The organism is Streptomyces sp. YGL11-2, from assembly GCF_050054615.1.
Lineage (GTDB): Bacteria > Actinomycetota > Actinomycetes > Streptomycetales > Streptomycetaceae > Streptomyces.
Genome location: NZ_JBNHIN010000018.1, coordinates 75631 through 101526, shown reverse-complemented (window position 1 = coordinate 101526; position 25896 = coordinate 75631). Strand labels below are relative to the sequence as shown.

At 72.6% G+C, this 25896-nt stretch carries 21 protein-coding genes and 1 pseudogene; 18 read left to right on the top strand and 4 right to left on the bottom strand.

Annotated features, from left to right (window positions below; genetic code table 11):
* Nucleotides 1–76: 76 nt before the first annotated feature.
* The gene (locus ACO1BR_RS21665) at nt 77–949 is read left to right on the top strand and encodes an NAD(P)H-binding protein (protein ID WP_426796726.1); all 873 of its coding nucleotides are present in this window, start codon (nt 77–79) and stop codon (nt 947–949) included.
* Between the two features lie 190 nt (nt 950–1139).
* Here the strand turns inward: ACO1BR_RS21665 and ACO1BR_RS21660 are convergent, their stop codons facing one another.
* Nucleotides 1140–2072: an aminoglycoside phosphotransferase family protein gene (locus ACO1BR_RS21660; protein WP_426796725.1), complete on the bottom strand. Its 933-nt coding sequence runs from the start codon at nt 2070–2072 to the stop codon at nt 1140–1142.
* Between the two features lie 267 nt (nt 2073–2339).
* On the opposite strand from ACO1BR_RS21660, the gene lpdA reads away from it, so the two are divergent.
* The 11 genes from lpdA (at nt 2340) to ACO1BR_RS21605 (ending at nt 16318) form a co-directional block, all read left to right on the top strand.
* Nucleotides 2340–3740 carry a dihydrolipoyl dehydrogenase gene (lpdA, locus tag ACO1BR_RS21655; protein WP_426796724.1) on the top strand — a complete coding sequence of 467 codons (1401 nt, stop codon included), beginning with the start codon at nt 2340–2342 and terminating at the stop codon, nt 3738–3740.
* Between the two features lie 303 nt (nt 3741–4043).
* Nucleotides 4044–5066: a FecCD family ABC transporter permease gene (locus ACO1BR_RS21650; protein ID WP_426796789.1), complete on the top strand. Its 1023-nt coding sequence runs from the start codon at nt 4044–4046 to the stop codon at nt 5064–5066.
* Entirely contained in the window at nt 5063–6124 is a 1062-nt protein-coding gene (locus ACO1BR_RS21645) for a FecCD family ABC transporter permease (protein WP_426796723.1), read from the top strand. The genes ACO1BR_RS21650 and ACO1BR_RS21645 overlap by 4 nt, the downstream gene beginning before the upstream one ends.
* Nucleotides 6121–6933 carry an ABC transporter ATP-binding protein gene (locus tag ACO1BR_RS21640; protein ID WP_426796722.1) on the top strand — a complete coding sequence of 271 codons (813 nt, stop codon included), beginning with the start codon at nt 6121–6123 and terminating at the stop codon, nt 6931–6933. Before ACO1BR_RS21645 ends, ACO1BR_RS21640 begins: the two co-directional genes overlap by 4 nt.
* Nucleotides 6934–7004: 71 nt before the next feature.
* Nucleotides 7005–8015: an ABC transporter substrate-binding protein gene (locus ACO1BR_RS21635; protein ID WP_426796721.1), complete on the top strand. Its 1011-nt coding sequence runs from the start codon at nt 7005–7007 to the stop codon at nt 8013–8015.
* Nucleotides 8016–8167: 152 nt separating this feature from the next.
* On the top strand, nt 8168–9358 hold the full coding sequence (locus ACO1BR_RS21630; protein ID WP_426796720.1) for an ATP-grasp domain-containing protein: 1191 nt from the start codon (nt 8168–8170) through the stop codon (nt 9356–9358).
* Nucleotides 9355–11154 (top strand): IucA/IucC family protein, encoded by a 1800-nt coding sequence (locus ACO1BR_RS21625; RefSeq protein ID WP_426796719.1) that lies wholly within the window; start codon nt 9355–9357, stop codon nt 11152–11154. Before ACO1BR_RS21630 ends, ACO1BR_RS21625 begins: the two co-directional genes overlap by 4 nt.
* The gene (locus ACO1BR_RS21620; RefSeq protein WP_426796718.1) at nt 11151–12470 is read left to right on the top strand and encodes an MFS transporter; all 1320 of its coding nucleotides are present in this window, start codon (nt 11151–11153) and stop codon (nt 12468–12470) included. Before ACO1BR_RS21625 ends, ACO1BR_RS21620 begins: the two co-directional genes overlap by 4 nt.
* Nucleotides 12470–14287: an IucA/IucC family protein gene (locus ACO1BR_RS21615; RefSeq protein ID WP_426796717.1), complete on the top strand. Its 1818-nt coding sequence runs from the start codon at nt 12470–12472 to the stop codon at nt 14285–14287. The genes ACO1BR_RS21620 and ACO1BR_RS21615 overlap by 1 nt, the downstream gene beginning before the upstream one ends.
* A complete protein-coding gene (locus tag ACO1BR_RS21610; protein WP_426796716.1) occupies nt 14284–15549 on the top strand; it encodes a type III PLP-dependent enzyme in 1266 nt (421 codons plus the stop codon). Before ACO1BR_RS21615 ends, ACO1BR_RS21610 begins: the two co-directional genes overlap by 4 nt.
* Nucleotide 15550: 1 nt before the next feature.
* Nucleotides 15551–16318 (top strand): HpcH/HpaI aldolase family protein, encoded by a 768-nt coding sequence (locus ACO1BR_RS21605; RefSeq protein WP_426796715.1) that lies wholly within the window; start codon nt 15551–15553, stop codon nt 16316–16318.
* Between the two features lie 101 nt (nt 16319–16419).
* Here ACO1BR_RS21605 and ACO1BR_RS21600 read toward each other — a convergent pair whose 3' ends face one another.
* Nucleotides 16420–18087 carry a hypothetical protein gene (locus ACO1BR_RS21600; RefSeq protein WP_426796714.1) on the bottom strand — a complete coding sequence of 556 codons (1668 nt, stop codon included), beginning with the start codon at nt 18085–18087 and terminating at the stop codon, nt 16420–16422.
* Between the two features lie 486 nt (nt 18088–18573).
* Between ACO1BR_RS21600 and ACO1BR_RS21595 the strand changes: the two genes are divergently transcribed.
* Genes ACO1BR_RS21595 through ACO1BR_RS21585 form a run of 3 tightly spaced genes read left to right on the top strand, consistent with a single transcriptional unit; the run spans nt 18574 to nt 21808 of the window.
* A complete protein-coding gene (locus ACO1BR_RS21595) occupies nt 18574–19257 on the top strand; it encodes a vWA domain-containing protein (protein WP_159505746.1) in 684 nt (227 codons plus the stop codon).
* Nucleotides 19254–20198, top strand: coding sequence for a protein phosphatase 2C domain-containing protein (locus ACO1BR_RS21590; protein ID WP_426796713.1), 945 nt, complete (start codon nt 19254–19256; stop codon nt 20196–20198). The genes ACO1BR_RS21595 and ACO1BR_RS21590 overlap by 4 nt, the downstream gene beginning before the upstream one ends.
* Entirely contained in the window at nt 20195–21808 is a 1614-nt protein-coding gene (locus tag ACO1BR_RS21585) for a DUF4189 domain-containing protein (protein WP_426796712.1), read from the top strand. Before ACO1BR_RS21590 ends, ACO1BR_RS21585 begins: the two co-directional genes overlap by 4 nt.
* A gap of 86 nt (nt 21809–21894) precedes the next feature.
* On the opposite strand, the gene ACO1BR_RS21580 is transcribed toward ACO1BR_RS21585, so the two are convergent.
* Nucleotides 21895–23175: an alpha/beta hydrolase gene (locus tag ACO1BR_RS21580; RefSeq protein ID WP_426796711.1), complete on the bottom strand. Its 1281-nt coding sequence runs from the start codon at nt 23173–23175 to the stop codon at nt 21895–21897.
* A 176-nt stretch (nt 23176–23351) separates the two neighbouring features.
* Nucleotides 23352–24017 (bottom strand): CatB-related O-acetyltransferase, encoded by a 666-nt coding sequence (locus ACO1BR_RS21575; protein WP_426796710.1) that lies wholly within the window; start codon nt 24015–24017, stop codon nt 23352–23354.
* 159 nt (nt 24018–24176) lie between these two features.
* Between ACO1BR_RS21575 and ACO1BR_RS21570 the strand changes: the two genes are divergently transcribed.
* From ACO1BR_RS21570 to trxA, 3 genes and pseudogenes are all read left to right on the top strand, one after another.
* A complete protein-coding gene (locus ACO1BR_RS21570; protein WP_426796709.1) occupies nt 24177–24908 on the top strand; it encodes a L,D-transpeptidase family protein in 732 nt (243 codons plus the stop codon).
* A gap of 142 nt (nt 24909–25050) precedes the next feature.
* A pseudogene (locus tag ACO1BR_RS21565) lies at nt 25051–25446 on the top strand (MerR family transcriptional regulator); the annotation flags it as partial.
* Between the two features lie 61 nt (nt 25447–25507).
* Complete coding sequence (gene trxA, locus ACO1BR_RS21560; protein ID WP_426796708.1) at nt 25508–25876, top strand: thioredoxin; 369 nt, start codon at nt 25508–25510, stop codon at nt 25874–25876.
* The last annotated feature ends 20 nt before the right edge of the window (nt 25877–25896 follow it).

The window sequence follows — 25896 nt, the reverse complement described above, 5'->3', positions numbered from 1 at the left end:
GCGTTGACCGGGCCGGACACCCGTCGGACGGCGACCGGTGCGCGGCACGAACACCACCACACAATCAGGGGACTTGATGATTCTCGTGACGGGTGCGACCGGCACCGTGGGCCGACCGCTGGTGCGTGCACTGCGGGACCGCGGGGTGCCGGTCCGCGCACTGGTGCGTGACGCGGGCCGGCTGCCCGCCGAATGGGACGAGGGCGTGGAAGCGGTGGTCGCCGACCTCGGCGACCCCGCCTCACTGGCCCCGGCGGTGGCCGGCGTCGACGCGGTCTACCTGCTGACCCCGGTCCATCCGGAGGCCGACCGGCAGCAGCACCATGTGATCGAGGCCGCCGCGAAGGCCGGCCGGCCCAGGGTCGTGCTGCACGCGGCGATCGGCCTGGGCCGCAGCGACGTCTCCCCGGTGCGCTTCTTCGCCGCACACCGCGCCGGCCTCGACCAGCTCACCGCCAGCGGCCTCGACTGGACCGCGCTGGCCCCGAACGGCTTCTGGCAGAACTTCCTCGTCATGGCCGAAACCCTGCGCTCGGGCACGCTCGCCCTCCCGGCGGGCGAGGCTCCGGTCTCCTATGTGGACGCCCGTGACGTCGCCGAGGCCGCGGCCGCGGTCCTCACGACCGGCGGGCACGAGCGCACCATCCTGGACGTGACCGGGCCGGAGGCGCTGACGCATACCGAGATCGCGGCGCGGACCGGCGCCCTGCTCGGTCGGGAGGTCGCCTACCGCGCGCTGACCCCCGCTCAGGCCCGCGAGGCCCTGCTCGCCACCGGCATGGGCGCCTGGCAGGCCGACGGCCTCATCGAGCTCCACGGCCTGTACGGGAAGGGTGAGGCGGCGAGCGTGGCGGACACCGTGCCGCGCCTGCTGGGCCGCCCGGCCCGTTCCCTGGACGATTTCCTCGACGACCACGCGTCGGTCCTCCGCGGTACGCCGACCGCCTGAGGGAGGCGGCACGACCGCCTGAGGGAGGCGGCACGACCGCCTGAGGGAGGCGGCACGACCGCCGCCGCCCCGGTCCGGCACGGCCCAACCGAGGCTGCCGGACAGGGAGGTGAGGCCGGGCCGTCGGCCGCAGCCCGGCCGGGTACGCCCGCCGGCCCGGCCACGCCGTACGTGCGCGGATCGCCGGGCCCTAGCCGTGCCCGCGGAAGTCGGCGATCAGCTCGTCGAGTCGCTGCCGGGCGCGGGCCGCCGGTACCGGATCGCCGCCGGTGAGCGTGCCGGGCGAGGGCAGCAGCGCGGTCAGTGCCCAGCCGCGCCCGCGCGCCCAGGTCGCCTCGTCGACCGGCAGGGCGGCCCGGAACACCGCCCGGGCGTCTGCCGGCAGCAGGGTCCACGGCCCGATCAGGTCGCAGGCCGGGTCGCCGACCGCCAGCGTGCCGAAGTCGATGACCGCGCCGAGCTGACCGTCGACGGCGAGGACGTTGCCGGGGGAGGGGTCGCCATGGATCCAGACCGGCGGCCCCTCCCAGGCCGGCGCCGACGCCGCGGCCTGCCACACCGCGGTCAGCGCATCGGTGTCGACCAGCCCCTCCAGCGCCGCGATCCGGGACCGCAGCCGCCGGGCCGCGACCGCCGAGTCCCGTACGTCGTCCATCGCCACCCCACGGAAGCCGTTGCTCCACTCCGGAGGCGGACCGCCGGCCGTGTCGACCCGCCGCAGCGCGGCGAGGAACTGGGCCAGATCGGTCGCCGCCTGACGCGGGTCGGCCAGCCGCTCCGGGAGCGCGCGCTCGCCGTCCAGCCACCGGTGGACCGACCACGGGAAGGGGTACTCGCCGGACGGCGCGCCCTCCGCGAGCGGTACGGGGATGCTGAGCGGCAGATGCGGCGCCAGGAAGGGCAGCCAATGCTGCTCCCTTGCCACCTGGCCCACCCAGCGGGAGTGGCAGGGCAGCCGCACGGACATGGCATGGCCCAGCCGGTAGGTCGCGTTGTCCACCCCCTGCGTGGCGACCGGAGTGAGGGGCAGGCCGGACCACTGTGGAAACTGCGCCGCGATCAGCCGGCGCACCAGGGCCGTACTGATCGCGACATCGTCGGGCGGGGTGTCACCAGCGGACAACGCGAGGCTCCTTGAACCGTGGGGGACCGCGAACCGGCGGACGCGGCGAGGGGGCGCCGACCGATCCCATCGGGCGCGGCGCCGCGCGTCCACCGAATTTCGCGGGGCGGCGGGCGCATGAGGACGGCCGGCCCCCCACCTGGACCGCCGCGCGCTGCGCCGCCGACCGCCCCGACCTAGGCTGCCGAGCATGAGTGAGCGCAGCGAGCGGGTCAGGGCAAGGTGCGCGCCTCGCGACGGCGAGGGCGAGCGAAGTGAGCTCCCGGCATGAACGCGCACTGTGACGTGGTGGTTCTGGGCGCGGGCCCCGGAGGGTATGTCGCCGCCATCCGGGCGGCCCAGCTCGGCCTGCGCACGGCGATCGTCGAGGCGCGGTACTGGGGCGGCGTCTGCCTCAACATCGGCTGCGTCCCGTCGAAGGCGCTGCTCCGCAACGCCGAGATCGCCCATATCGTCAACCGTGAGGCGAAGACCTTCGGGATGCGCGTCGACGGCCGGGTCAGCTTCGACTACCGGGAGGCGTTCCTGCGCAGCCGCAAGGTGGCCGAAGGGCGCGCCAAGGGCGTGCACTTCCTGATGAAGAAGAACGGGATCCAGCAGTACGAAGGGATCGGCGCCTTCATCGACCCGCACACCCTGCACGTCACCCTCGGCGACGGCCGCACGGAGGCGATCTCCTTCGACCACGCCGTCATCGCGACCGGCTCGGTCACCCGGCTGCTCCCCGGCACGTCGCTGAGCAGCCGGGTGGTCACGTACGAGGAGCAGATCCTCTCCGACGAGCTGCCGCGGAGCATGGTGATCGCCGGTGCGGGCGCCATCGGCGTCGAATTCGCCTACGTCCTCCACAACTACGGCGTCGAGGTCACCCTCGTGGAGTTCCTCGACCGCATCGTGCCCCTGGAGGACGAGGAGGTCTCCGCCGAACTCTCCCGCCGCTACCGCAAGTTGGGTATCAACGTGCTGCCCTCCACCCGCGTCGAGGGCATCGACGACTCCGGCGACACGGTGCGGGTCACGGTCACCACCGGCGGCCAGCGGCAGACCCTGGAGACCGACAAGGTGCTCCAGGCCATCGGCTTCCAGCCGCGGACCACCGGCTTCGGCCTGGAGAACACCGGTGTACGGCTGACCGACCGCGGTGCCATCGACATCGACGGCCGGGGCCGTACGAGCGTCCCGCACATCTTCGCCATCGGCGATGTCACGGCGAAACTGATGCTCGCCCATGCGGCCGAGGCGATGGGAATCGTCGCGGCGGAGACCATCGCCGGTGCGGAGACCATGGAGCTGGACCACCTCATGATCCCGCGAGTGACCTTCTGCCAGCCGCAGATCGCCAGCTTCGGCTGGACCGAGGCGCAGGCCCGCGAGCAGGGCTTCGACGTGCGGGTGGCCAAGTTCCCGTTCACCGCCAACGCCAAGGCCCACGGCATCGGCGACACCTCGGGCTTCGCCAAGATCATCAGCGATGCCCGCTACGGCGAGATCATCGGAGCCCACCTCATCGGGCCCGAAGCCACAGAACTGCTACCGGAATTGACGCTGGCACAGAAATGGGACCTGACGGTCCACGAGGTGGCCCGCAATGTTCACGGGCACCCGACGCTGGGCGAGGCGATCCAGGAGTCGGTGCACGGCCTGGCGGGCCACATGATCAATATGTGACCGCGGCGCACCTCTGCCGAGAACCTGGACCGGCGCATCCGATCGCGGACTCGCGCTCGCCGGATACCCGCGGACCTCAGCCCCGATGGGTTGTCCGTGGAATCGCCCGTCAGGCCGGTCTGGCCATCGGCGTCGGCAGGTTGGACTCGCCGGCTCCCCGACGGCGAGGCCCTGTGGTGAAACGGGAGGGTCCGGTCGGGGTTTTCGCCGGCGAAAGGAGCTGTTCCCGGGGGCCGGCTTGCAAGTTTAGGTTTGCCTAACCTAATGTCCTGAGGCGTGTCCACGATCAAGCGATCCGCCGCCATGGCACCCCCGGTGCCCGAGGCGCCTCCTCCTGTGCAAGTTCTGCGGCGTCTGCCTCTGTTCGTGGCCGGGCTCGGCGCACTGGCCGTCTGCGCCGCGCTGAGCCTTGCCCTCGGGGCCCGGTCCGTGCCGCTGTCCACCGTGCTGGACGCGTTGTCCGGGAGCACGCACGGGCGGGATGCCCTTGTGGTGACGGGACTTCGACTGCCCCGGACGGTGATCGCGCTCGCGGTCGGCGCGGCGCTCGGAGTCGCCGGTGCGGTCGTCCAGGGCATCACCCGCAACCCGCTCGCCTCGCCCGCCACGCTCGGCATCAACGCCGGCGCCGGCTTCGCCGTGGTCACCGCGATCTACGCACTCCATCTGACCCGGCCCGTCGAGTACGTCTGGTTCGCCTTCGCCGGAGCCGCGGGCGCCGCGCTGTTCGCCCAGGCCCTGGCACGGCGGGCCGGCGACCTCGATCCGGTGCGGCTGGCGCTGGGCGGCACCGTCCTCCAGCTCGTCCTGTTGTCCTGGACCTCGACGGTCATGCTGGCAAGCAAGCGTTCGCTGGACGAGGCCCGGTTCTGGCTGGCCGGTTCGCTGGCCGAACGGCCACTGGCGGTGCTCTGGCCGGTGCTGCCGACGCTCGTGATCGGTCTGGTCGTCGCCCTGGTCATCACCCCGGCCCTCAACGCCCTCGCGCTGGGCGACGATTCGGCGCAGGCGTTGGGGGTGCCGGTGTCCCGGATCCGCGCGGTCGGCGGCCTGGCCGTCGTGCTGCTCGCGGCGTCCGCGGTGGCCGTGGCCGGTCCGCTCGCCTTCATCGGGCTGGCCGCCCCGCACCTGGTCCGCCAGCTGCTGCGCACCTCCGACCACCGGATCGTGGTGCCGGGCTGCCTGATCGCCGGCCCCCTGCTGCTGCTCTCCGCCGACATCCTCGGACGGCTCGTCATCCGGCCCTCCGAGCTCCAGGTCGGCATCGTCACCGCCTTCCTCGGTGCGCCCCTGCTGGCGCTGCTGGCCCGGAAGGCGGCGCGATGAGTGACGTTGTGGTGAAGAAGAAGCCGTCGTCCGGGGCCGCTGCCGCCGGGCGCCGGAAGCCGCCGCGGCGTACTGGGCTGGTCGCGGTCGCCGGTGCCGTGGTGCTCTGCGCGCTGATCACGGTGTCGGTGGCGAACGGCGAGATGCCGCTGCCGCCCCTCGATGCGGTCAAGGGCCTGTTCGGGCTGGGGGATTCGGCCACCGTGTTGGTGGTCCAGGAGTTCCGGGCCCCGCGGATGGTCGCGGCGATCGTCGCGGGGGTGGGGCTGGCGATGGGCGGGGCGCTGCTCCAGCGGCTGTTCCGCAATCCGCTCGCCTCGCCCGATGTGATGGGGGTGACCGGCGGTGCCTCGTTCGGTGCGGTGGCGATGCTGGCCGCCGGTGCCTCGCAGGCGCTGATTCCGCTGGCGGCGCTCGGCGGCGGGCTGCTGGCCGCGGTGCTGCTGGGGGTGTTCGCCTGGCGTGCCGGGGTCAGTGTCACCCGGCTGGTGCTGGTCGGACTCGCCGTGCAGGCGGGACTGTCCGCAGCGGTGACCTTCATGGTCGTCCGGTTCCCCACCGAGCTGGCCGGCTCGGCGCTCCAGTGGACGACGGGCTCGGTGTACGGGCGGACCTGGACCGAAGTAGGGGCCGCGGGCGGGGCGTTGGCGGTGGCCCTCGTGGTCGCGTTCACCCTGCACCGCCGGCTGGCCGTGCTCGACCTGGGCGAGGACTCGGCCGGGGCGCTCGGCCTGAACACCCACGTCGCCCGGCTTCAGGTCCTGGTCGTCGCCATCGTGCTGGCCTCGCTGGCCGCCGCGCTCACCGGCCCGGTCGCCTTCGTCGCGCTGGCCGTCCCGCACCTGGTGCGGTTCCTCGCCGGCCCGCCGACCGCCGGGACGCTGGCGCTGTCCGGTCTCGCCGGTGCCGTGCTGCTGCTCGCCTCCGATCTGGTGGCGCAGTATCTGCTCCCGGTCAGCGGGCTGCCGGTCGGAGTGGTCACCGCCACCCTGGGAGCGCCCTGGCTGCTGATGCTGATGATCCGTCAAAGCAGTTCCGTGAACAGGAGTGTCCGATGACCGCCAACCAGCTCTCCACCCACGGACTGGATCTGCGGTACGGCGACCGGCTCATCGTCGGCGGTCTCGATCTCGTCCTGCCCGGCGGCGCGGTCACGGCGGTCGTCGGACCCAACGCCTGTGGCAAGTCCACCCTGTTGCGCGGCCTGTCCCGGCTGCTGACGCCGGCCGCGGGCACGGTGGCGCTGGACGGCGCGGACATCCACCGGATGTCCGCCAAGGCGCTGGCGCTGCGGATGGGACTGCTGCCGCAGCAGCCGGTCACCCCGGACGCGATCACCGTCGAGGCGCTGGTCCGGCTCGGCCGCTACCCGCACCAGAAGTTGCTCAGCCCCTGGTCGGCGGCGGATCAGCAGGCGGTCGAGGAGGCGCTGCGGCGCACCGGCACCGCCGAACTGCGCGACCAGCCGGTGGACCGGCTCTCCGGCGGCCAGCGCCAACGTGCCTGGATCGCCCTCGCGCTGGCGCAGGACACCGATCTGCTGCTGCTCGACGAACCCACCACGTTCCTGGACCTCCGGCACCAGCTCGACGTCCTCGACCTGGTCGCCGCACTGCACGCCGAGGCGGGCCGCACCGTCGTGATGGTGCTGCACGACCTCGGACAGGCCGCCCGCTACGCGGACCATCTCGTGGTCCTCAAGGACGGGCAACTGGCCGCGGCCGGCGCCCCGGCCGACGTCCTCGACGCGGAGCTGGTCAAGTCCGTGTTCGACGTGGACTGCCGGGTCATCCCCGACCCCGAGACCGGTACCCCGTTGGTCATCCCCAAGGCCGGCGAGCGCCGGAACACCGCCGTGACCGCCTGACCCGACAGTCCTCCCCACGGACGCTCCCCGTCCCGCACTCCGCTCGCCCCCCTCGAAGGAAGCCGAACCGCATGTTCAACAGAACCGCTCCCGGTGTGATCCGCCGGCTGCCTGCCGCCCTGCTCGCCGTCGCCGTGGGCTCCGCCGCCCTCACCGCCTGCGGTGGCGGCACGTCCTCGGACGACGACTCGGCGAAGAGCGCCGGCGCGGGCTTCCCGCGCACCGTCAAGAGCGCCATGGGCGGTGAGGTGAAGATCCCCGCCAAGCCCAAGCGCGTGGTGGTCCTGGACACCGGTGAACTCGACGACGTCACCACGCTCGGCGTCAGGCCCGTCGGCGCGGTCTCCCCGCACATGAAGACCGAGGGCGGCTTCCCCACCTACCTCAAGGACGAGATCGGGGGTGTCAAGGACGTCGGCCCGCTGCTGGAGCCCAACCTGGAGAAAATCATCTCCCTCAAGCCCGATCTGATCCTGTCCTCCAAGGTCCGGCACGAGAAGATCTACGACAAGCTCAAGGACATCGCGCCGACCGTCTTCACCGAGACCACCGGCGGCCCCTGGAAGGCCAATCTGAAGGTCCATGCCCAGGCGCTGGGCCTGGAAAAGGAAGCCGACCAGAAGCTGACGGAGTACGAGGCGCGGGCGAAGGCGCTGGGCGAGGCGATCAAGAAGAAGTACGGCAGGATGCCGTCGGCCTCGGTCGTCCGCTTCATCGCCGGCCCGACCCGGCTCTACCAGAAGTCCTCCTACAGCGGTGTCGTCCTCAACGACATCGGTCTGGCCCGGCCGGCGTCCCAGAGCTCCACGGACCCGAAGAAGACGATGATCAGCGTCAGCCCGGAGCAGATCGACAAGGCCGACGCCGACCTGGTGTTCGTCACCGTCGCCGACACCCCGGACAAGACCCAGCAGAAGGACGTCACGGCCAACCCGGTCTGGCAGGACCTGCCCGCCGTCAAGGACCACAAGGTCTTCACCGTGCCCGACGAGACCTGGATGTCCGGCATCGGCATCCAGGCCGCCGAGCACATGCTCGCCGACGTCGCGAGGGCCGCCGGCGTTCCGCTGCCCAAGAACTGAGCCCGGCTCGGCGGAACTGATCGCGCCTCAGAAGTACGCAGCACCCCTCAGCAGCACCGATCGCCGCGCAACGGTGGCGGGCCGGTTCTTTCGGCCTGCCGCCATGCCCGAAACCACCTCGCACCGCCCTTGATCCCGAAGGGGTTCCGCTCATGCGGATGTATCTGCTCGCTCTCAACCCCACCGACTCGGTCACCGACGGTTTCCTCCCCGCCGCCGCCCGTCTCGGTCTCGACGTCACGGTCCTGACGGACCAGCCCGAAGCACACCGGCAAGCCGGCCCCGAGGCCGAGGTCCTGGAGTGCGACGTCCACGACTTCCGCGCCGTCCTCACCCGCATCGCCACCCACCACCAGGCCGACGCGGTGTTCACCAACAGCGACCACCTCCAGACCCAGGCCGCGCTGGCCGCCGACTACCTCGGCCTGCCCGGCAAGGACTGGCGCGTCGCGCTGCGGGCCAAGAACAAGGCCGAGATGCGGCGCCACCTGGCCGCGGCGGGCATCGACCCGGTCCGGTCCGTGGAACTCGCCGCCGGCCAGGACCCGTCCGCGCTCACCGCCGCCGGGCTGCCCTACCCCTGCGTCGTCAAACCCCGTGAGGGCGTGGCGAGCGAGGACGTGCGGCTGGCCGCCGACCGGGAAGAACTGGTCGCGCACGCCAAGGAGATCCAGGCCCGGCGTCCGCAGGCCGCGCTGGTCGCCGAGGAGTACCTCGCCGGGGACCTGCACAGCCTGGAGACCCTCGGCGACGGCCGGATACGCCATGTGCTGGGTGGTTTCCGCACCACCGTCTCCGCCCCGCCAGCCTTCATCGAGGAGCGGCACGACTTCGTCACCGCCCATCCGGAGCCGGTGACCGCCCAGGTGCTGGCCCAACTCGACGCGCTGGGCGTCGGGTTCGGCGCCTGCCACACCGAGTTCGTGGTCCACGAGGGCCGGGCGCGGCTCATCGAGGTCAACTACCGCATCATCGGCGACCAGTCCGATCTCCTGCTGGAGCAGGCCCTCGGCATCCCCCTCTTCGAACACGTCCTGCGGACGCATCTGGGCGAGCCGCTGCCCGCGGACCTCGGGGCCCGGCGGGACGGGGCGGGCCGGCTGGAGTACGCCCGCGCCGACCGGGCCGGGACGCTCACCGCCGCGCCGGCCGCCGCGGACCGCGAGGAGGAGGGCATACGGCTGGTCTACCGGCCGCTCCGCGCGATCGGCGCCGAGCACCCGCTGTACCGCACCAACCGCGACTACCTGGGCGTCCTGCGCGCCACCGGCACCGACCGAGCCGCCGTGGACCGGGTCACGGACCGCTTCTTCGCCACCGAGCGCTGGGAGATCACGCCGTGACCGTCGCCCTCGACACCACCGCCGGCCCGGGCGACGACTCCGCGGCCGAGGAGTCCACCCTGTTGCTGCGGGTACTCGGCGCGCTGCTGCGTGAGGACGTGGTGGGGCTGCGCACCCGCACCACGCCGCTGGAGCGGCCGGACGGCCGCTGGCTGCGGCTGCCCGCGGACCCCGCCGCCGGCGCCCTGCTCCTGCCGGTGGGCCCGGACGGCTACCAGAGCGCGGACGCGGCCCGGCTGCCGCTGCTGGTCCGCGAGTCCGACGGTGCACGGCTCACCACGGTCGACGAGGTCATCGCCGCCCTGCGCGCGCTGGCCGACCCGCTCGACCGGCCCGGCTTCGACGCCTTCGCACAGGAGTGCCGGCAGACCCTCGCGACGATGCGGCTGCACGCCCGGACCGCGGACGAGCTGGCGGACGAGCTGACGCAGCGTCATGGCTCGTCGTCGGCCACTTGGACGGGACTGGAAGGCGGCCTCGGCTTCGACGCCGTCGCCGCCCGCCTCGACCACCCCGTCTACCCCACCGCGCGCGGTCGCTCCGGTCTCGACGAGGCTCAACTTCGCTCGTACGCACCGGAGTTCCGGCCGGACTTCGCGCTCCGCTGGCTGGCCGTGCCGCGCGCCGCACTCACCGTGCCCGGTGGCCCTGCCGCGCTCCCCGACTGCTGGCCGACACCGGCCCGGCTCGGCCTGCCGCACCTCGGCGGCAGCCATCTCGCGCTCCCCGTCCACCCGTTGACCCTCGGCGCCCCGCTCCGGGACGCGCTGCGCGAGACCGGGCTGGAGCACGACGCCGTACTGTCCGAGCGGCAGCTGCTCACGGTGACGCCGACGCTGTCCATGCGGACCGTGGCGGTGGACGCCGATCCCCGGCTGCATCTCAAGCTGCCGCTGGCCACCGCGACGCTCGGGCTGCGCAACCGCCGCACCATCAAGCCCCGTACGCTCATCGACGGCGCGGCCGGGCAGCGGCTGCTGGAGACCGTGCTCGCCCGCGAGCCGCGGTTCGCGGCGTCGGTCCTCCAGGCCGACGAGACGGTGTACGCACACGCCGGTCACGAACTGCTGGCCGTGCTGTGCCGCCGCTACCCGGAGGGCCTGGAGGGCAGCACCGTCGTGCCGATGGCCGCACTGCTCGCCCAGGCGCCCGGCGGGCGGCTGGTCGTCGACGAACTCGCCGACCGCTATTACGGCGGCGATCCACTGGCCCTGCTCGACGCCTTCCTGACCCTGCTCTTCGACTGGCAGACCACCCTGTTCGGCTACGGCATCGGCCTGGAGTCGCACCAGCAGAACATCTCGCTGGTACTGACCGAGGGGCCGCACGGCACCCGGCTGCGGCTGCTGTTCAAGGACAACGACGCGCCGCGGCTCAACACCGTACGGCTGCGCGACACCCTGGGAGCGGACGCCCCGGACCCGGCGGAGTTCGCCGACCCCCGGATCCTCGCCGCGGACGACCAGCCGGTCCTCGACCTCTTCGCGACCATCACCGTTCACCTGTGCGCCGGCTCGTACGCCTTCGGGCTGGCCCGGCACGGGCGGGCCCCCCTCGGCACCCTCCTGGACCTCGTCCGCGACCGGCTCGCCGAAGCCGTCGAGCGGCTGGGCACCGCCCCCGGCGACCCCGGAGCCGCGCTGCGCTCGTACGTGCTGGACGCCCCGCATCTGCCGGTCAAGGCCATGGTCAGCGCCGGCACCCTGCTGACCAAGGAACGCTCGGGCGCCGCCGACATCAACAAGCACTACACCACCGGCCCCAACTACCTGCTGCCGACTGGGACATCGCGATGAGCCGGCCGACACGGACGCCGACCGCCTCCCGGCGCCGACCGGACGCGGCCGGGATCGAAGCCAAGGCCCGCCCGGGCCTGGCCCCCCGCCAGGTGTACGCGGTGGCCGGCTGTTACTTCGTGGCGTCGTTCGCCGCGCTGGGCCTGCCGCCGTACCTCACCGAGATCCTGCCCGAACTCGGCGACGGCGCGGCCCGTTGGGCCGGTCTGCTGTACGTCGTACCGACGGTCTTCGGTGCCATCGGCGCGCCGCTGTGGGGCCGGCTCGCCGACCGCTTCGGACGCAAACGGCTGCTGCTGCGGGCCCAGTTGGGGCTCGCCGGGGCATTCCTCCTGGCGGGCTGGGCCGACTCGCTCCCCACCTTCACCGTGGCACTGGTGATCCAGGGGGTGCTGGGCGGCACCTTCGCGGCGTCGAACGGCTATCTGGGCGCGGCACTTGAGGGCAGGGCACTGTCCCGAGCGCTCACGCTGATGCAGGGCAGCGCGCGGGCGGCGCTGGTCTTCGCGCCGATCGTGGTCGGCTCGCTGACGCCGTGGCTGTCGCCGCACCGGCAGTACGCCGTGCTGGCCGTGCTGCCGCTGGCCGCCGCCGGGCTGCTGGCCGCGCTCCCGGATTCGCCCCGGACCCGGGCAACCGGGCCGTCGCAGACCACGGCCGACACGGAGGACGCGGCGGACGGAGCGGTGCCGGGCGACGGAACCGCCCCGGACGAGCCGTCCGGACGCACCCCGGCCGCCTCCCTGCGGGCCCTCTACGCGCTCCAGTTCACCTTCGTCTTCTCCACCGTCATCTCCTTCCCCTACCTGATCTCCCTCATCCAGGAGCGCATCCCCGGCACCGGCCCGATGGTGTCCGGTGTGCTGTTCGCGCTCCCGCACATGTGCTACCTGGTCGCCGCGATCCCGGTACACAACCTCTTCCACCGCCGCCCCCGGCTGGGCATATCCCTGGGCTTCGGCTGTATCGCGCTGGGCCTGGCCGGACACGGCACAGCCCACTCGCTCGCCGCGTTCGTCGTCGTACGGCTGGTGCTCGGCGCCGGGCTCACCCTCGGCCTGGTGTGCATGTCGGTGCTGGCCGCCGAGTGCGCCAAGGGCCGTGCCCCCGGTGGGCTGTTCGGCTCGATCGAGTTCTTCTCCAAGGCCGGTGCGGTCGCCGCCGGCCTGGCCGCCGCGGCCGGCAACGACTGGTTCGGCCCCGCCGCGCCCCTCCTGACCGGCACCGCCATAGCCCTGGCCACCGTGGTCGCGACCACCGTCCCCGGTCTGCTGCCCCGCCTTTCCCGTACTCTCCGCACCCGCAGGAGTCCTTGATGCCCCCGCTGACCGATTCCCCCGAGACCGCACCGGCCCCCACCACCCCCACCGGACCGCCCACCGCCGACCATGCCGTCGCGCACACCCTGCTCAACTGCCTGCTCCGCGAGGTTTCCGCCCCCGAGCACCAGACCGCCGTCGACAACGGCCGGCTGCTGCTCAGGCTGCCGCGCCGCGGCGTGCTGCTGCGGGTCGCCCTGCGCCGCACCTCCCTGTTCGGCGCGCACCGCTTCACCGGCCCGGTGACCGAGCAGACCGACGACGGCTGGGCCGAGCTCGGCTGGCGCCGGCTGGCCGAGTACGTACACGCCGAGCTGTCGCTGCGGACCGGGGTGCACAACGAGGAGTTCCTGGCCCAGATCGCCTCCAGCCACCAGGCCGTCTCCGCCGCACTCGCCGTACGGCAGACGGGCCGTGCCGACTGGCAGACGGACCGTGCCGACTCGCAGGCTGCCCATGCCGACTGGCAGGCTGCCCATGCCGACTGGCAGTCGGCGTATGTCGCCTCCGAGCAGTCGCTCGTCCTCGGCCACCGCTTCCACCCCACCCCCAAGGCCCGTACCGGCGACCCGGCCGACTGGCAGTCGTACGCACCCGAGAGCGGGGCCGCCTTCCCGCTGCTGCTGCTCGCCGTGCGCGAGGAACTGATCGCCGAGGAGTCGGCCGACGACGCCGCCCGACCGCTCGACGCGCTGTGCGCCGACGTCCCGGACGGCTACCGGCTGCTGCCCGCCCACCCCTGGCAGTACGAGCTGCTGCGCGACCACCCGGGCCTCCAACGGGCCCTGGACCGTGACGACATCCGCATCCTGGGTACCGGAGACCGTCCCTTCGCCGCCACCGCCTCCGTTCGCACGCTCTACGACGGCGACGCGTTCCTCAAGTTCAGCCTGAACGTCCGGATCACCAACTGCCTTCGCAAGAACGCCAGTTACGAGCTGTCCGGGGCGGTGGCGCTCACCCGCCTGCTGGCGCCGGCCCTCAGCGACCTCGCCACCCGCTTCCCGGGCAGCGCGGTGCTCGGCGAACCCGCCTACCGCAGCCTGGCCCTGCCGGGTCCTGATGGCCGGCCGGACAACGAACTGCTGGAAGGGTTCGGGGTGATCGTCCGTGAGGGACTGGCCCAGCGGCTGCTGCCCGGCACCACCCCGCTGCTGGCAGCCGCCGTCGCCGACGAGTACCCCACCAGCGAGGCCCAGATCTCCCGCCTCCTGGACGGCGCCGGACCCCAGGCCGCGCTGGCGTGGTGGACCGCCTACCTCAACCTCCTCCTCCCGCCGGTGCTCGCCGCCTACTTCGACCACGGCTTGGTACTGGAGCCCCACCTCCAGAACGTCCTGGTCTGCGTCGACGGCGACGGCATGCCGGCCCAGGTCCTCTTCCGTGACCTGGAGGGCACCAAGCTCGTCCCCGAGCACCACGCCGAGCTGCTGGCCTCGCTGCCCGAGCGGGTCGCCGGACCCATGACCTACGACGCCCGGCGCGGCTGGGACCGTGTGGTGTACTGCCTGCTGGTCAACCACGTCGCGGAGATGCTGGCCGCCCTCGCCGACCTGCACCCGGGCACCGAGGCCGAGCTGTGGGCGCAGGTCCGCCGCACCCTTCAGGCGTACGCGGACCGACACGGCTGCCCGCCGCAGCTGGCCGCGCTGCTGGCCGGCGTCCCGCTGCCCGCCAAGGCCAATCTGCTCACCCGCTGGGAGCGCAAGGCCGACCGCGAAGCCGGCTACGTCCTGCTGCCCTCGCCGCTGGTCGAGGACGTCCTGTCGGGCACCGTACGCACCGACGACACCACCCCCTGGAGCGCACCGTGACCACCCCCGCCCCCACCCCCACACCAGCCGTCCAGGACCGCGCGCTGTCCCTTGCCTCCGAGGAACTCCCCGCCTACCTCTACGACATGACGGCACTGCGCGCGCACCTGGCCGAGGTGCGGGCCGCACTGCCCGAGCGCGTTGAGCTGTACTACGCGGCCAAGGCCAACCCCGCCCCGGAGCTCCTCGCCGCGCTGCACCCGTACGTGGACGGCTACGAAGTCTCCTCTGGCGGCGAACTCACCCATGTCGGCAAGACGGTACCCGGCGCGCCCCTCGCCTTCGGCGGACCGGGCAAGACCCCCGCGGAGATCGCCCGGGCACTGGAACTCGGTGTCCAGCGCTTCCACGTGGAGAGCGTCCACGAGATCCACCTGTTGGCGGACCTCGCCGCCCGCCTCGCCCCGGAACGCCGCATCGCCGTCCTGGCCCGCTTCAACCTCCCCGTCGACGACGGCTCCCTGGACGGCAGTTCGCTCGCCATGGGCGGCCGCCCCACCCCCTTCGGCCTGGACCCCACCCAGGCCGACGAAGTCGTCGCCCTCCTCGCCGGAGACACCTGTCCACAGCTCGAACTCCGCGGCATCCACGCCCACTTGGCGAGCGGACTGGAAGCCCCCGAACAACTGGCGGTGTCCGGAGCGATCGTGACGTGGGCCGCCGGCCTGGCCGCACGCCACCGCGTCCCGCTGCCCGAGGTGACCATCGGCGGCGGCATGGCCGTCGACTACGCCGCCCCCGAGCGCCGCTTCGACTGGGCCGCGTACGGCGCGGGCCTGGCCCGGCTCGCCGCCGCCCACCCCGGCCTCACCCTGCGCATCGAGCCGGGCCGGGCGCTGACCGCGTACTGCGGCTGGTACGCCACCGAGGTGCTGGACGTCAAGCACAGCCACGGCGAGGAGTTCGCCGTGGTCCGCGGTGGTACCCACCACCTGCGTACCCCCGCGACCAAGGGCCACGACCAGCCGTGCGCGGTGCTGCCGTCCGACACGTCCTGGCCGCACCCCTGGCCGCGCCCGGCCGCGCGCGGCGACCTGGTGACCGTCACCGGCCAGCTCTGCACCCCCAAGGACGTCCTGGCTCGCCGGGTCCCGGCGCGCGGGCTGCGGGCCGGCGACCGGGTGGTGTTCGCCCTCGCCGGCGCCTACGCCTGGAACATCTCCCACCACGACTTCCTCATGCACCCGCACCCCACCTTCCATTTCCTCGACGCCGGCACCGGTGTCGGAGACCGCACCGGCAGCACGGAAGACGAGGTCTGAGATGCTCCGCCGCAACGAGGTCCGGCACAAGCTCGCCGCGGGCGAGGAGGTGTACGGCCTGTTCAGCACGGTCCCGGAGCCCGCCGTGACCGAGATGATCGGCTGCGCCGGCTATGACTTCACCGTTCTCGACACCGAGCACACCCTGGTCGATCCGCAACAGTTGGAGAACCTCATCCGGGCCGCCGAGACGGCCGGTCTCACCCCGTTCGTCCGGGTGCCCGAGGCCGACCCCGGTGCGATCCTGCGCGCCCTGGACGCCGGGGCGATGGGCATCGTCGTCCCGCATGTCCGCGGGCGCGCGGACATCGACGCCGCCGTGCGCGCCGCCCGCTACGCCCCGGAGGGCATGCGCTCCCTCAACGGCGGCCGGGGCCCCGGCTTCGGCCGGATCGAGCCGGCCGAGTACATCCGCCGGGCCAACGCCGAAACGATGCTCATCGCCCTGATCGAGGACGCCGAGGGAGTCGAGGCGATCGACGACATCCTCGTCCCGGGCGGCGTCGACCTCGTCCTGCCCGGCCCCGCCGACCTCTCCCAGTCCTACGGGGTCCCCTGGCAGCTCCGCCACCCCCGCGTCCAGCAGGCGGTCCGCGGTATCCGTGACGCCTGCGCCCGCCACGCCGTCCCCTTCTGCGCCATGTCCACCACCCCGGAGCGCCGCGCCGAATGGCGCGCCGACGGCGTACGGGCCTTCGTCCTCGGCGAGGACCGCGATCTCATGGCCCGAGCCCTGCGGGAACACCTGGAGCGCACCTCCGGGAGTTGACGGGAGACAAGGCCGCGGCGAGGGAGGACCCCGGCGGTCACATCCGCCGGGGTCAGGTCCGCTCGCTGCAGGCCGCTCGCACGGCGTCGACGCATGCGGGATCAGCAGCCGGGTCTGCCCCATGCGGCGATGTACTTCCCGTCGGCGTGGAGTCCCTTCCTGTTGAACGCCGCAAGGGCCGCCTGCTCCGCATGGACCCCATAGGGCCTGTAGTGGCCGGACCTGTTGTCGAGGCGTTCCACCTTGCCTCCCTCGGTCCTGAATTCTCCGGCAGCCAGTACGGGACCGCTTCGGGCAAGGCCCACCTCGCCTACGGTCCGCTTTCCGATGGCGAGTTCACCGTCTTCGCGTACCACGTAACGGTAACTGCCCGCTTGGGACAGTGCGGTTCGCGGGGGAATCGGCTCGGCCGAGTCAGGCGTGTCGGCGGGGAACAGGTTCGGGAAGGTACGAGGGGCATCGCTGCTGTCGTCGACGGGATCGGGGGAGTGCCTACCGTTGGGGCACTGCCCGTCGCGGCTTTCCTGCTGCACCTGTCGGACGAGCTTGTCCGCGTCGCCGACTGCCAGGACGGTGATGTCGACAACGGGGTCGGCCACGGCGCGGAAGCGGCAGGAGTCGGGCCGCCCGCCGTGGGCGCGGGGCCCCGCATCGGCCGGGGCCTTGCATGCCGGGTTGAGGGCGGCGAGGACCGAGCCGGCCTCGGGATCCGAGCAGGACAGCCTGCCCGACACGGTGTTTCCGGTGAGGGTGAACGTGCCCGGCGGGCTGGTGCAGCCGCCGGCGTCCTGGCCGCCGATGGTCACGGTCGTACGCATGACGGCGGTGATGCGGCCACCGCTGAGCCGGGTCCCGGTGCCGGAGGTCAGCTCACCGGTGAACCTCTCATGGACCGTGCAGGCCCCGGTGTCGCAGCTGACACGGCTGTCCGAGGTGGTCAGCGTGACATCGGCGCCCTGGTCCACCACGTCGGCGAGCTGCCGGGTATCCGTCTCCAGGGCGTTGTACGCCTGGTCGGCCAGGTCGCCGGAGATCGGGGACAGGTCCATCCCCAGGGAGTCGCCCTTCTCCAGAGGGCCCGTCGTCACCCGCGGCACCGCGGACGGCGACCCGCCCGTATGAGGGTGGGTGGGCCGGTCTCCGGGCCGGCCGGACAGGCCGTAGGGTTCCAGGCGCAGCACGCGGTAGGGCTTGTCCCTGGAGACGAAGAGCCTTCCCGCCGCGGTGTCGGCCCGCAGCGCCGGCACGCCGTTCACGTTCCCGGCCCGCAGACGCGGGTCGTTCGGATCGGGCAGCGTCTTCAGTTCGTCGACCGCGTCCCAGAGTTGGACCGCCAGCTCGGCCGGCGGCAGGAACCGGTCCAGCACGGGGCCGAGCGGCTGAGCGTTCCCCGAGTCGGCAACGCTCCATGCGCCCGGGGCGTCGGGGGTCTGCTGCCCTCCGTCCGGATTCTCGTACGGCCGGTCGTTCTTCTCACGGGTGTAGGTGCTGCCGCCGATGCGGAGGACGTCCTGCTCCAGGCCCGTTCCGTCCTCGCCCGTGGAGCCGAACAGGGCGCCCGACGGGGTGACCGTGATGTCCCGCCGGGTGATGCCGGTGGCGACGGTCTCCGTGTAGCGCAGTACCCGTGCGGTCGCGAGGTTGGCCAGGGCGCGGTCGAAGGGTGTCTGATTCCTGGTCTGCTCGGCGGGCGCCGCGGGGGGACCCTGCGATCCGCTGCGTGCGTACAGCAGTCCCGCGACGACAACGACGACGGTGCAGAAGGCCACGAGTACGGCGGTGGGCCGCCACCTGGGGCGCGGGGACGCGGCGATGCCGGCTGTGACGGGATGCCGAGGGCCTTGCCCCCCGGGCGGCTGTTGGCCCCCTGGCCTCCGGGGGCCAACGGGGGGCGAAGGAGGCGGACTTGGGGGCCTGGGTGGCGGATCGTCGCCCCACGTCGCCCCGCCTGAAGCCGCTGCCGCTGCTCCGGGCGGCCCGGTCCGGGCGGCCGGCGGCTCGGTCGCTGACGGGGAGGGGGACGGTTCGCGCAGCGGGGGCGGCACGGCGCGGGGCGTCTGCCGCCAGGTCGGCAGATTCGGCCGCTTCGATCCGGTCTGCCGCTGTTGGTCCCCCACGGTGACTCCCCCGAGTCGCTTCCGTACGTCCTCGCCCTTTGGGAAGATACGGCATCAGCGGGGGCGCTCCTAGGGAACAAACCCCGTAACGTACAAGCGAGTTGGTGAGCGGAACGGAAACGGGGGAGACGAGTCCGTATGGCGGAGACCAGGGGTGTACTACTGCCGGCCTATGTGCTGGCCGACGAGTCCGGATCGATGGGGCCGTACCGGCAAGACCTGTCCAACGGGCTGATCTCGCTGTGCGAGGGGCTGCGGGCCGAGCCGATGATCGCGGCCAAGCTGCGGCTGGCGGTGCTGGGCTTCTCCGATGACGTGCAGGTGCGTCTCGCGGTGTCCGACATGCGTACCGAGACCAGCCTGCCCCAGGTGGCCATCCGGGGCCTGACGAACTACCAGGCGGTGTTCGACGACCTGCTGTACCGGATCCCGGCCGACGTCCAGTGGCTGCGTGGCGAGGGGTACAAGGTCCACCGCCCGGTGGTGTTCTTCCTCAGCGACGGCGCGCCCACCGACGGCGGGAGCTGGCGGCAGCCGCACGCCGTGCTGACCAACCGGGCCCAGACACCGACCGCCCCGAACATCGTCGCCTGCGGAATCGGTGACGCCCAGGCCGCCACCATGGTGGAGGTGGCGACACGCCCCGAGTTCGCCTTCGTCGCCAAGCCCGGCACCGACATCGGCCAGGCGGTCGCCGAGTTCTTCCACGCGCTCACCGCGAGCCTGGTCGCCTCGGGGCAGGCACTGAACTCGGGCAGCCCGCAACTGGTGGTGAACCGGCCGGACCAGTTCAGCATGGCGATCGACGAGGTCGGTCAGTGAACTTTCCGCACCGCGACGGCTCCGCCGCAGCACCGATCGCGCAGGCCGAACCGGCTCCGGCGCCCTGGCGGCGGATCGAAGTGGGGACACCCGGCCCCGAGTTCGAGGCCCGGCCCCCGGGGCAGTACGCCTTCGACTTTCCCGACACCGAATGCGACGGGTGGTCGACTCCAGCCCTCACACTGCGGTTTGCCACGGTGCGCGGCGCCAAGCACCGCTACTACCGGCAGCCGCGCCAGGACGCCGCCCGCGCCGCGGTCCACGAGCCCACCGGCGGTATCGCCTTCGCGGTCGCCGACGGCGTCTCCAGCGCCGCGGAGTCCGAGTTCGGTTCCGTCGAGGCGTGCCGGGCCGCCCTGGAACGGATGCTCCACCTGATGCCCCAGGGGCAGGGGCAGATGAACTTCCCGGACGTGGCCCGGCACGCCGCCGAACGGCTGCGGCAGCTCGCCCAGTGGCGCCTGAACGGGAAGGAGCCCGCGGCGGGCGAGGTCGCCGGTCTGTACGCGACGACGCTGGTGGCCGGCACGGTGCGCCCCGACCCCGCCGGGCCCGTCGTGGAGCTCTGCTGCATCGGGGACTCCGGCGCCTGGGTGCTGGATCTGTCCAACGGGCGGTACCAGCCGCTGTTCGGCTCCAAGACCGGCTCGGACACGCTGCTGGTGTCGAACGAGGTCACACCGCTGCCCCACGTACCCGATCCCCTCAACCGCACCAGCGTCCGGCTGACCACCCGCCAAGCACTGCTGGTCGGCACCGACGGCTTCGCGGACCCGCTCGGCGACGGCGACGGACAGGTTGGCGCCCTGTTCGCCCGCCAACTCACCGAACCACCAACCCCGTTGTGGCTCGCGCACCTGCTGGACTTCTCCCGGGAGACCTTCGACGACGACCGTTCCCTGCTGGTCATCTGGCCGCACGCCACGGCAGCGCCACGATGACGCCGCAGCCCACACCTGCCGTGGAACACGGCACCCTCACCCTGGGGCGCCAACTCGGCCAGGGCGGCCAGGGCACGGTGTACGAGGTGCCCCACAAGAAGATCAACGAGGCCGATGGCGGCGGCTGGGACGTGGTCTACAAGGAGTACGGTGCCGCCGTGCTGCCGCAACTCGACGCCGCCGCGCTCGCGTCGCACGTCGGGCTGCTCGGCGAGCTGAGCGCCGACGAGGGCCGGTGGCTGTGCGACAAGACCGCCTGGCCCGCGGCAGTGGTCGAACGGGGCGGCCACGCCTGCGGGTTCCTCATGCGCGCCGTACCCGACCGCTTCCGCTTCACTCTCCGGAGTCTGACCGGGACGACCGCCGGCACACAGCGCCTCGCGAACCTGGAGTACCTGCTCAACGACGACTCCTACGTCGCCGGCATCGGCCTGGCCATCAGCGAACGCGACCGGCTCCTGATCCTGGCCGACCTGGCGGCCACGCTCGCCCGGCTCCACCGCATCGGCATCACGGTCGGCGACCTCTCCCCGAAGAACCTGCTGTTCACCACCGACCCGAAGCCCGAGTGCTTCCTCATCGACAGCGACGCGATGCGCCTGCGGGGCACCAGCGTGCTGCCCCAGGCGGAGACGCCCGACTGGCAGATACCCGCGGGCGAGGAGAAGGCGACCCGCGCCAGCGACGTCTACAAGCTCTCCCTGCTCGCCGTCCGGCTCTTCGCCCGCGACCAGTCCGCCACCGATCCCGCCGCGCTGACCGCGCTCAGCCCGCCCCTGGGTGACCTGGCCCGCGCCGGCCTCAACCCGGATCCCTCCCAGCGGCCGGCGCCGTCCCTGTGGGCCGAGCAACTCACCGCGGCCGGTGCCACGGCATCAACCACCCCCGCCAGCGCGCCGACCCGCCGGCTCAAGGCCGTACGAACCCCCGCGGCGTCTCGCGGTCCCGCTACGGGGCGCCCACCAGGCAACCCCGCCCTGACAGGGGGATCGAGCCCGGGCGCCAAGCCGCCCGGCAAAGCCGCCGGCATCGCAGCCGTGGCCGTAGCGGCCGTGGCCCTCATCGTGCTGGTGCTCGTGAACGACCACAACTCGTCCGACACCAACACCAACGCCAACTCCTCCGCCTCGTACTCCAGTTCCGCCGGCGGCTATCCGACCGACCCGTATACGACGCCCTACTCCTCTTCCCCCAACCCCTTCCCGACGACGTACAGCCCCGCTCCCGCTCCGACGACGTACAGCCCCAACCCCTTCCCGACGACCTACAGTCCAGCCCCCGTTCCGACCACCTACCAACCCGCTCCACCGCCGCCACCGAAGTACTACTACGGCGCCATAGCGGTGGCGAACGACGGCACCTATGGCCGGTCGTGGGACTACCCCTCCGCGAGCGCCGCCGAGCAATCGGCCATGACCAGCTGCAACCGCGCCGGCTGCAAGGTTCTCGTGGGCTTCGTCAACAGCTGCGGCGCCGTCGCCTACAACCCCAACACCCGTGTCTACTGGGGCGGCCGGGGCTCCACGGAGACCGCCGCGGAGCAGGACGCGATCTCCCGTGCGGGCGGCGGCCGTTGGATCACCTATGTGTGCACCACGAGGCCGGGCTGACCGAGCGGAACGGAACGATCCCGGGCATGGCGGAGCCACGGTGTGCGGCTCCGCCATCGATCCCGACCATGCCCCCCGAACGGGCCCTACCCCTCGGGCCGGTGCAGATGCCGGGCGAAGAAGGACCGCAGGTGATGGCGCACCACGGGCACCGACCTGGCGGGGGCGATGGTGCCGACCAGCGCGCGGCGTGCCGCCGCCGTCATCAGGCCGGTGGCCTGCAACTGCGGTGCCAGGGCGGCGTAATCGGTGAAGACCCAGTGGGCCGCGTGGCCGATCTCGTGCCGGCGGACGCGCCCGCCGGGGTGGGCGAGCAGGGGCGACCAGGACCGCGTCAGCTCCCTCTTCGCCTGCGCCCTTCCGATGAAGTCCCCGGTCCCCAGCAGAAGGAGGGGGCGATCCACCCCGTGGCGGGCGACCGGGTAGGGCTCTCCCTCCTGGCCCGGGCGAGCCGACGGACGGTCCAGGTAGCCTTCCAGGTTGACCGCCGCGGCGACCCGGTGGTCCTCGTACAGCGCCTCGGCCACCGCGGTGCCGCCCGCCGAGTGGCCGTAGTAGCCCACCCGTCGCAGGTCCAGGGCCCGCCCGAGGTGCGCGGGCAGGGCGCGCCCCAGGGCGTCCGGGTTGAACCCGGCTGCCAGGGCCGTCAGTTGGCCGAGGACGAAGTGGAGATCCGCCATCCGGGCGTCGATCATGGTGCGGGCCAGCCGGGGATCCTTGCGGGGGTCGTCCCGGAAGACGGTGGTACGAAAAGGAGTGCGGCGGTAGGGAGTCGTCCCGGGGAACTCGACCACGCAGGCGTCACCGGGATGGTCGACGCCCACTACGACGTAGCCATGGCTCGCCAACTCCTCGGCGAGCCCGGTGCCCAGGGTGCGCGGATCGCCGCCGCCCGGACTGTAGAGCAGCACGGGACACCGTACGGCCCGGGCGGGCGCGCCCGTGTGCGCATGGGTCATGGTGGCCGCCCACCGCACACCGGTGGCGGGAAGGCCGTGGAAGGGGGCGGCGAACGCGGGGAACAACTCCGCCGCGCCCGGGGACATATGAGGCGTGAGGGGGGCGTCCCGGACGGTGCGGGCCGGATAGAACACCGTGGCCATGACCTCCCGTACGGGGATCGCCGGGTCCCATGGGTCACGCCGGGAGCGGTCGACCAGATAGAGGGTCGTGGTCCCGATGCGGTGGGGACCGGTCGGGGCCGGCAGTCGCAGGGTGACACCGTCCGCGGATCGCGCCCGGGCCGGTGCCTGGGCGCGTGCGGTGCCGCTGCCGATGAGGAGCAGTCCGGCTGCCGCCAGGGCCGATGTCAGGACGGTGCGGCGGTCCGCCGCGGCGACGGGGTGAGGAAGCGAAGGAGACGACATGGGCGCATCGTGGTCTCCGGCGGCCGGGGCGGACGAGGGTTCAGGCTGGGGCCGAAAGCCTTGCGCGGGGCCCGTAGGGGAAGGTGGAGGGACGCTCCGCCGCCCGGGCTTCGGAGTGGCCCGGGTCCGGTGAGGCCGCCCCGGGACACCTCTGGGCAGCCGCACCGGACGGTTTCTCACGCCCTGTCGGGGGCCGCCGCCTCCAGTTCCTCGATGCTGCCGGACATGATCGTCCGGATGTGCCCGGTGATGTGTTCGGCGGGCCAGTCCCACCACGCCAGTGCCAGCAGGCGCGCGACGTCCGCGTCGGCAAAGCGACGGCGCAGCAGCTTGGCCGGATTGCCGCCGACGATCCCGTAATCGGGGACGTCGTCGACGACCACGGCGCCGGACGCGATGATCGCGCCGTGCCCGATCCGGACACCCGGCATCACCATCGCGCGGTACCCGAACCAGACATCGTTGCCGACCACCGTGTCGCCCCGCCCGGGCAGCCCGCTGATCAGGTCGAAGTGGTCGCTCCAGGAGCCGCCCATGATGGGGAAGGGGAACGTCGACGGGCCGTCCATCCGGTGGTTGGCGCCGTTCATGAGGAACCGCACGCCCTCGCCCAGTGCGCAGTACTTGCCGATGACCAGCCGTTCCGGGCCGTAGTGGTAGAGCACATTGCGGGTCTCGAAGGCCGTCGGGTCGTCCGGATCGTCGTAGTAGGTGAACTCCCCGACGTCGATGAGAGGCGAGGTGACCAGGGGTTTCAGCAGGACCACCCGTGACTGGCCGGGCATCGGGTGCAGCGCGGTCGGGTCGGCGGGGACGGCGCGGCCCGCGGGGTTCGTCGGCATGGGGAATCGACTCCTTGTCCAGGGGGAACGGTCACTCCGTGACCGGTCGTTCCATGATCGTCATTTGAGTGCCCCAACTCCACCCCGTTGTTGGCGAATTAGGCGCTGCGGACCGATCGCTCCCGCAACCGACGCCGGGGGCCGGGAGTCCTACCGGGCATGAAGCGACTACGGAAACTCCGCATACCCAGATCCGCCGTGGGCCGGAGAGCGGGCGCGGCGCTGGCCCTCACGTCACTGACCCTGCCGCTGACGGTGGCCTTCAGCTCCACCGCCGAGGCCGCCACCGCGTCCGCGTGCAACGCCTACCGCGGCCCCTACCAGCGCCAGGCCGAGAAGTTCCTTGGGCTCCGGGTCGACGGCCGGCAGTCGGCGTCGGACTGCCGGGCGATCCGCGCCTTCCAGACCAGCCACGGCATCACCCCCGACTACGGCTACGCGGGCCCCGTCACCTGGGGCGTGATGCAGCTCGTCGCGAAGCAGCGGGCGGCCGGCCATCAGCCGAACCGCGCCCACCAGTGCCCCACGAACAGAGGGCGGATCGCCTGCGTCGACCTGACCCGCCAGCTCAGCTGGATCCAGGACGGCTCGCGGCTGGTCTTCGGCCCGGTGCCGGTCCGCACCGGGCGCAAGGGAGGTGCGACCCGCACCGGCCTCCAGCGGATCTACTGGCGGCACCTGCACCACGTGTCGACGATCTACCACACGCCCATGCCCTACAGCCAGTTCTTCGACGGCGGTGAGGCGTTCCACGCCATCAGCGGCAGCGTCTGGTCGGCGCCCGGCTCGCACGGCTGCGTCAACATGCGCCCCAACGACGCCAAGAAGTACTGGTCCCTGCTCCGCAACGGCGACGACGTCTACGTCTACGGCCGCAAGTCCGGCACCTGACCCACCCGCGGGCGTGCCGATCCCTGCCGGCACGCCCGCGCACCCCTCGCCTCCGGCCATCGCGGCCCGCCACCGCCGACTGGCCTTGACGCCCGCGTCAACGTCTACGGTCGCAAGCACGCACCAGGCGGAAGGGACATCGATGCGGATCGGGGAACTGGCGGAACGCGCCGGCATGAGCACACGGGCCCTTCGGTACTACGAGTCGCTCGGGCTGCTGTCCGCGCGACGCACCGGGAACGGCTACCGCGACTACGGCGAGGACGACCTGGCGCAGCTGCGGCAGATCCGCACGCTCCAGGAGTTCGGCTTCACCCTGGAGCAGACCCGCCCGTTCGTCGACTGCCTGCGCGCAGGCCACCCCGAGGGCGACAGCTGCCCCGCCTCCCTGGAGGTGTACCGCAGCAAGCTCGCCGAACTCGACGAGGTCATCGACCGGTTGCGGGAGATTCGCGAGCAGGTCGGCGCCCAGCTGGCCCGCGCCGAGGTCGCGGCCTCCGCGGCCACCCCGGCCGGCCCGCCGCCGCGCTGCGAACTGACCGCCGGCGAGCCGGCGGCTCGTGAACGGGACCGTGAGGAAGAGGAAAGGGAGAAGCGTCATGGCAGGCATCACAGGAGCAGCACCGGGACCGACGACGGTGACGGACGAGACGTTCGAGCGGGAGGTGCTGGCGTCCGCTCTCCCCGTCCTGGTCGAGTTCGGTGCTGACTGGTGCGGGCCCTGCCGGATGCTGGCGCCCGTGCTGGCCGCGATCGCCGAGGAGACGGCGGGAACGCTGAAGATCGTGGAGCTCGATGTGGACACCAACCCGGCGACCCGGTCCGCCTACGCCGTCCTGTCCGTGCCCACCCTGATGGTCTTCCGGGGCGGGGAGCCGGTGAAGGCGATGGTGGGAGCGCGCCCCCGGCACAGGCTCCTCCAGGAGATCGCCGATGTGGTCCCGGTGACGCCGGGGACCGTGGTCTGAGGTGGTACGCCCTGGCGGGG

Coding starts and splice junctions, on each gene's coding strand:
- ACO1BR_RS21615 (WP_426796717.1), top strand. CDS start 12,470: ATGCCCCCGCTGACCGATTCCCCCGAGACCGCACCGGCCCCCACCACC.
- ACO1BR_RS21630 (WP_426796720.1), top strand. CDS start 8,168: ATGCGGATGTATCTGCTCGCTCTCAACCCCACCGACTCGGTCACCGAC.
- ACO1BR_RS21575 (WP_426796710.1), bottom strand. CDS start 24,017: ATGCCGACGAACCCCGCGGGCCGCGCCGTCCCCGCCGACCCGACCGCG.
- lpdA (WP_426796724.1), top strand. CDS start 2,340: ATGAACGCGCACTGTGACGTGGTGGTTCTGGGCGCGGGCCCCGGAGGG.
- ACO1BR_RS21580 (WP_426796711.1), bottom strand. CDS start 23,175: ATGTCGTCTCCTTCGCTTCCTCACCCCGTCGCCGCGGCGGACCGCCGC.
- ACO1BR_RS21605 (WP_426796715.1), top strand. CDS start 15,551: ATGCTCCGCCGCAACGAGGTCCGGCACAAGCTCGCCGCGGGCGAGGAG.
- ACO1BR_RS21665 (WP_426796726.1), top strand. CDS start 77: ATGATTCTCGTGACGGGTGCGACCGGCACCGTGGGCCGACCGCTGGTG.
- ACO1BR_RS21635 (WP_426796721.1), top strand. CDS start 7,005: ATGTTCAACAGAACCGCTCCCGGTGTGATCCGCCGGCTGCCTGCCGCC.
- ACO1BR_RS21645 (WP_426796723.1), top strand. CDS start 5,063: ATGAGTGACGTTGTGGTGAAGAAGAAGCCGTCGTCCGGGGCCGCTGCC.
- ACO1BR_RS21595 (WP_159505746.1), top strand. CDS start 18,574: ATGGCGGAGACCAGGGGTGTACTACTGCCGGCCTATGTGCTGGCCGAC.
- trxA (WP_426796708.1), top strand. CDS start 25,508: ATGGCAGGCATCACAGGAGCAGCACCGGGACCGACGACGGTGACGGAC.
- ACO1BR_RS21640 (WP_426796722.1), top strand. CDS start 6,121: ATGACCGCCAACCAGCTCTCCACCCACGGACTGGATCTGCGGTACGGC.
- ACO1BR_RS21650 (WP_426796789.1), top strand. CDS start 4,044: ATGGCACCCCCGGTGCCCGAGGCGCCTCCTCCTGTGCAAGTTCTGCGG.
- ACO1BR_RS21620 (WP_426796718.1), top strand. CDS start 11,151: ATGAGCCGGCCGACACGGACGCCGACCGCCTCCCGGCGCCGACCGGAC.
- ACO1BR_RS21585 (WP_426796712.1), top strand. CDS start 20,195: ATGACGCCGCAGCCCACACCTGCCGTGGAACACGGCACCCTCACCCTG.
- ACO1BR_RS21570 (WP_426796709.1), top strand. CDS start 24,177: ATGAAGCGACTACGGAAACTCCGCATACCCAGATCCGCCGTGGGCCGG.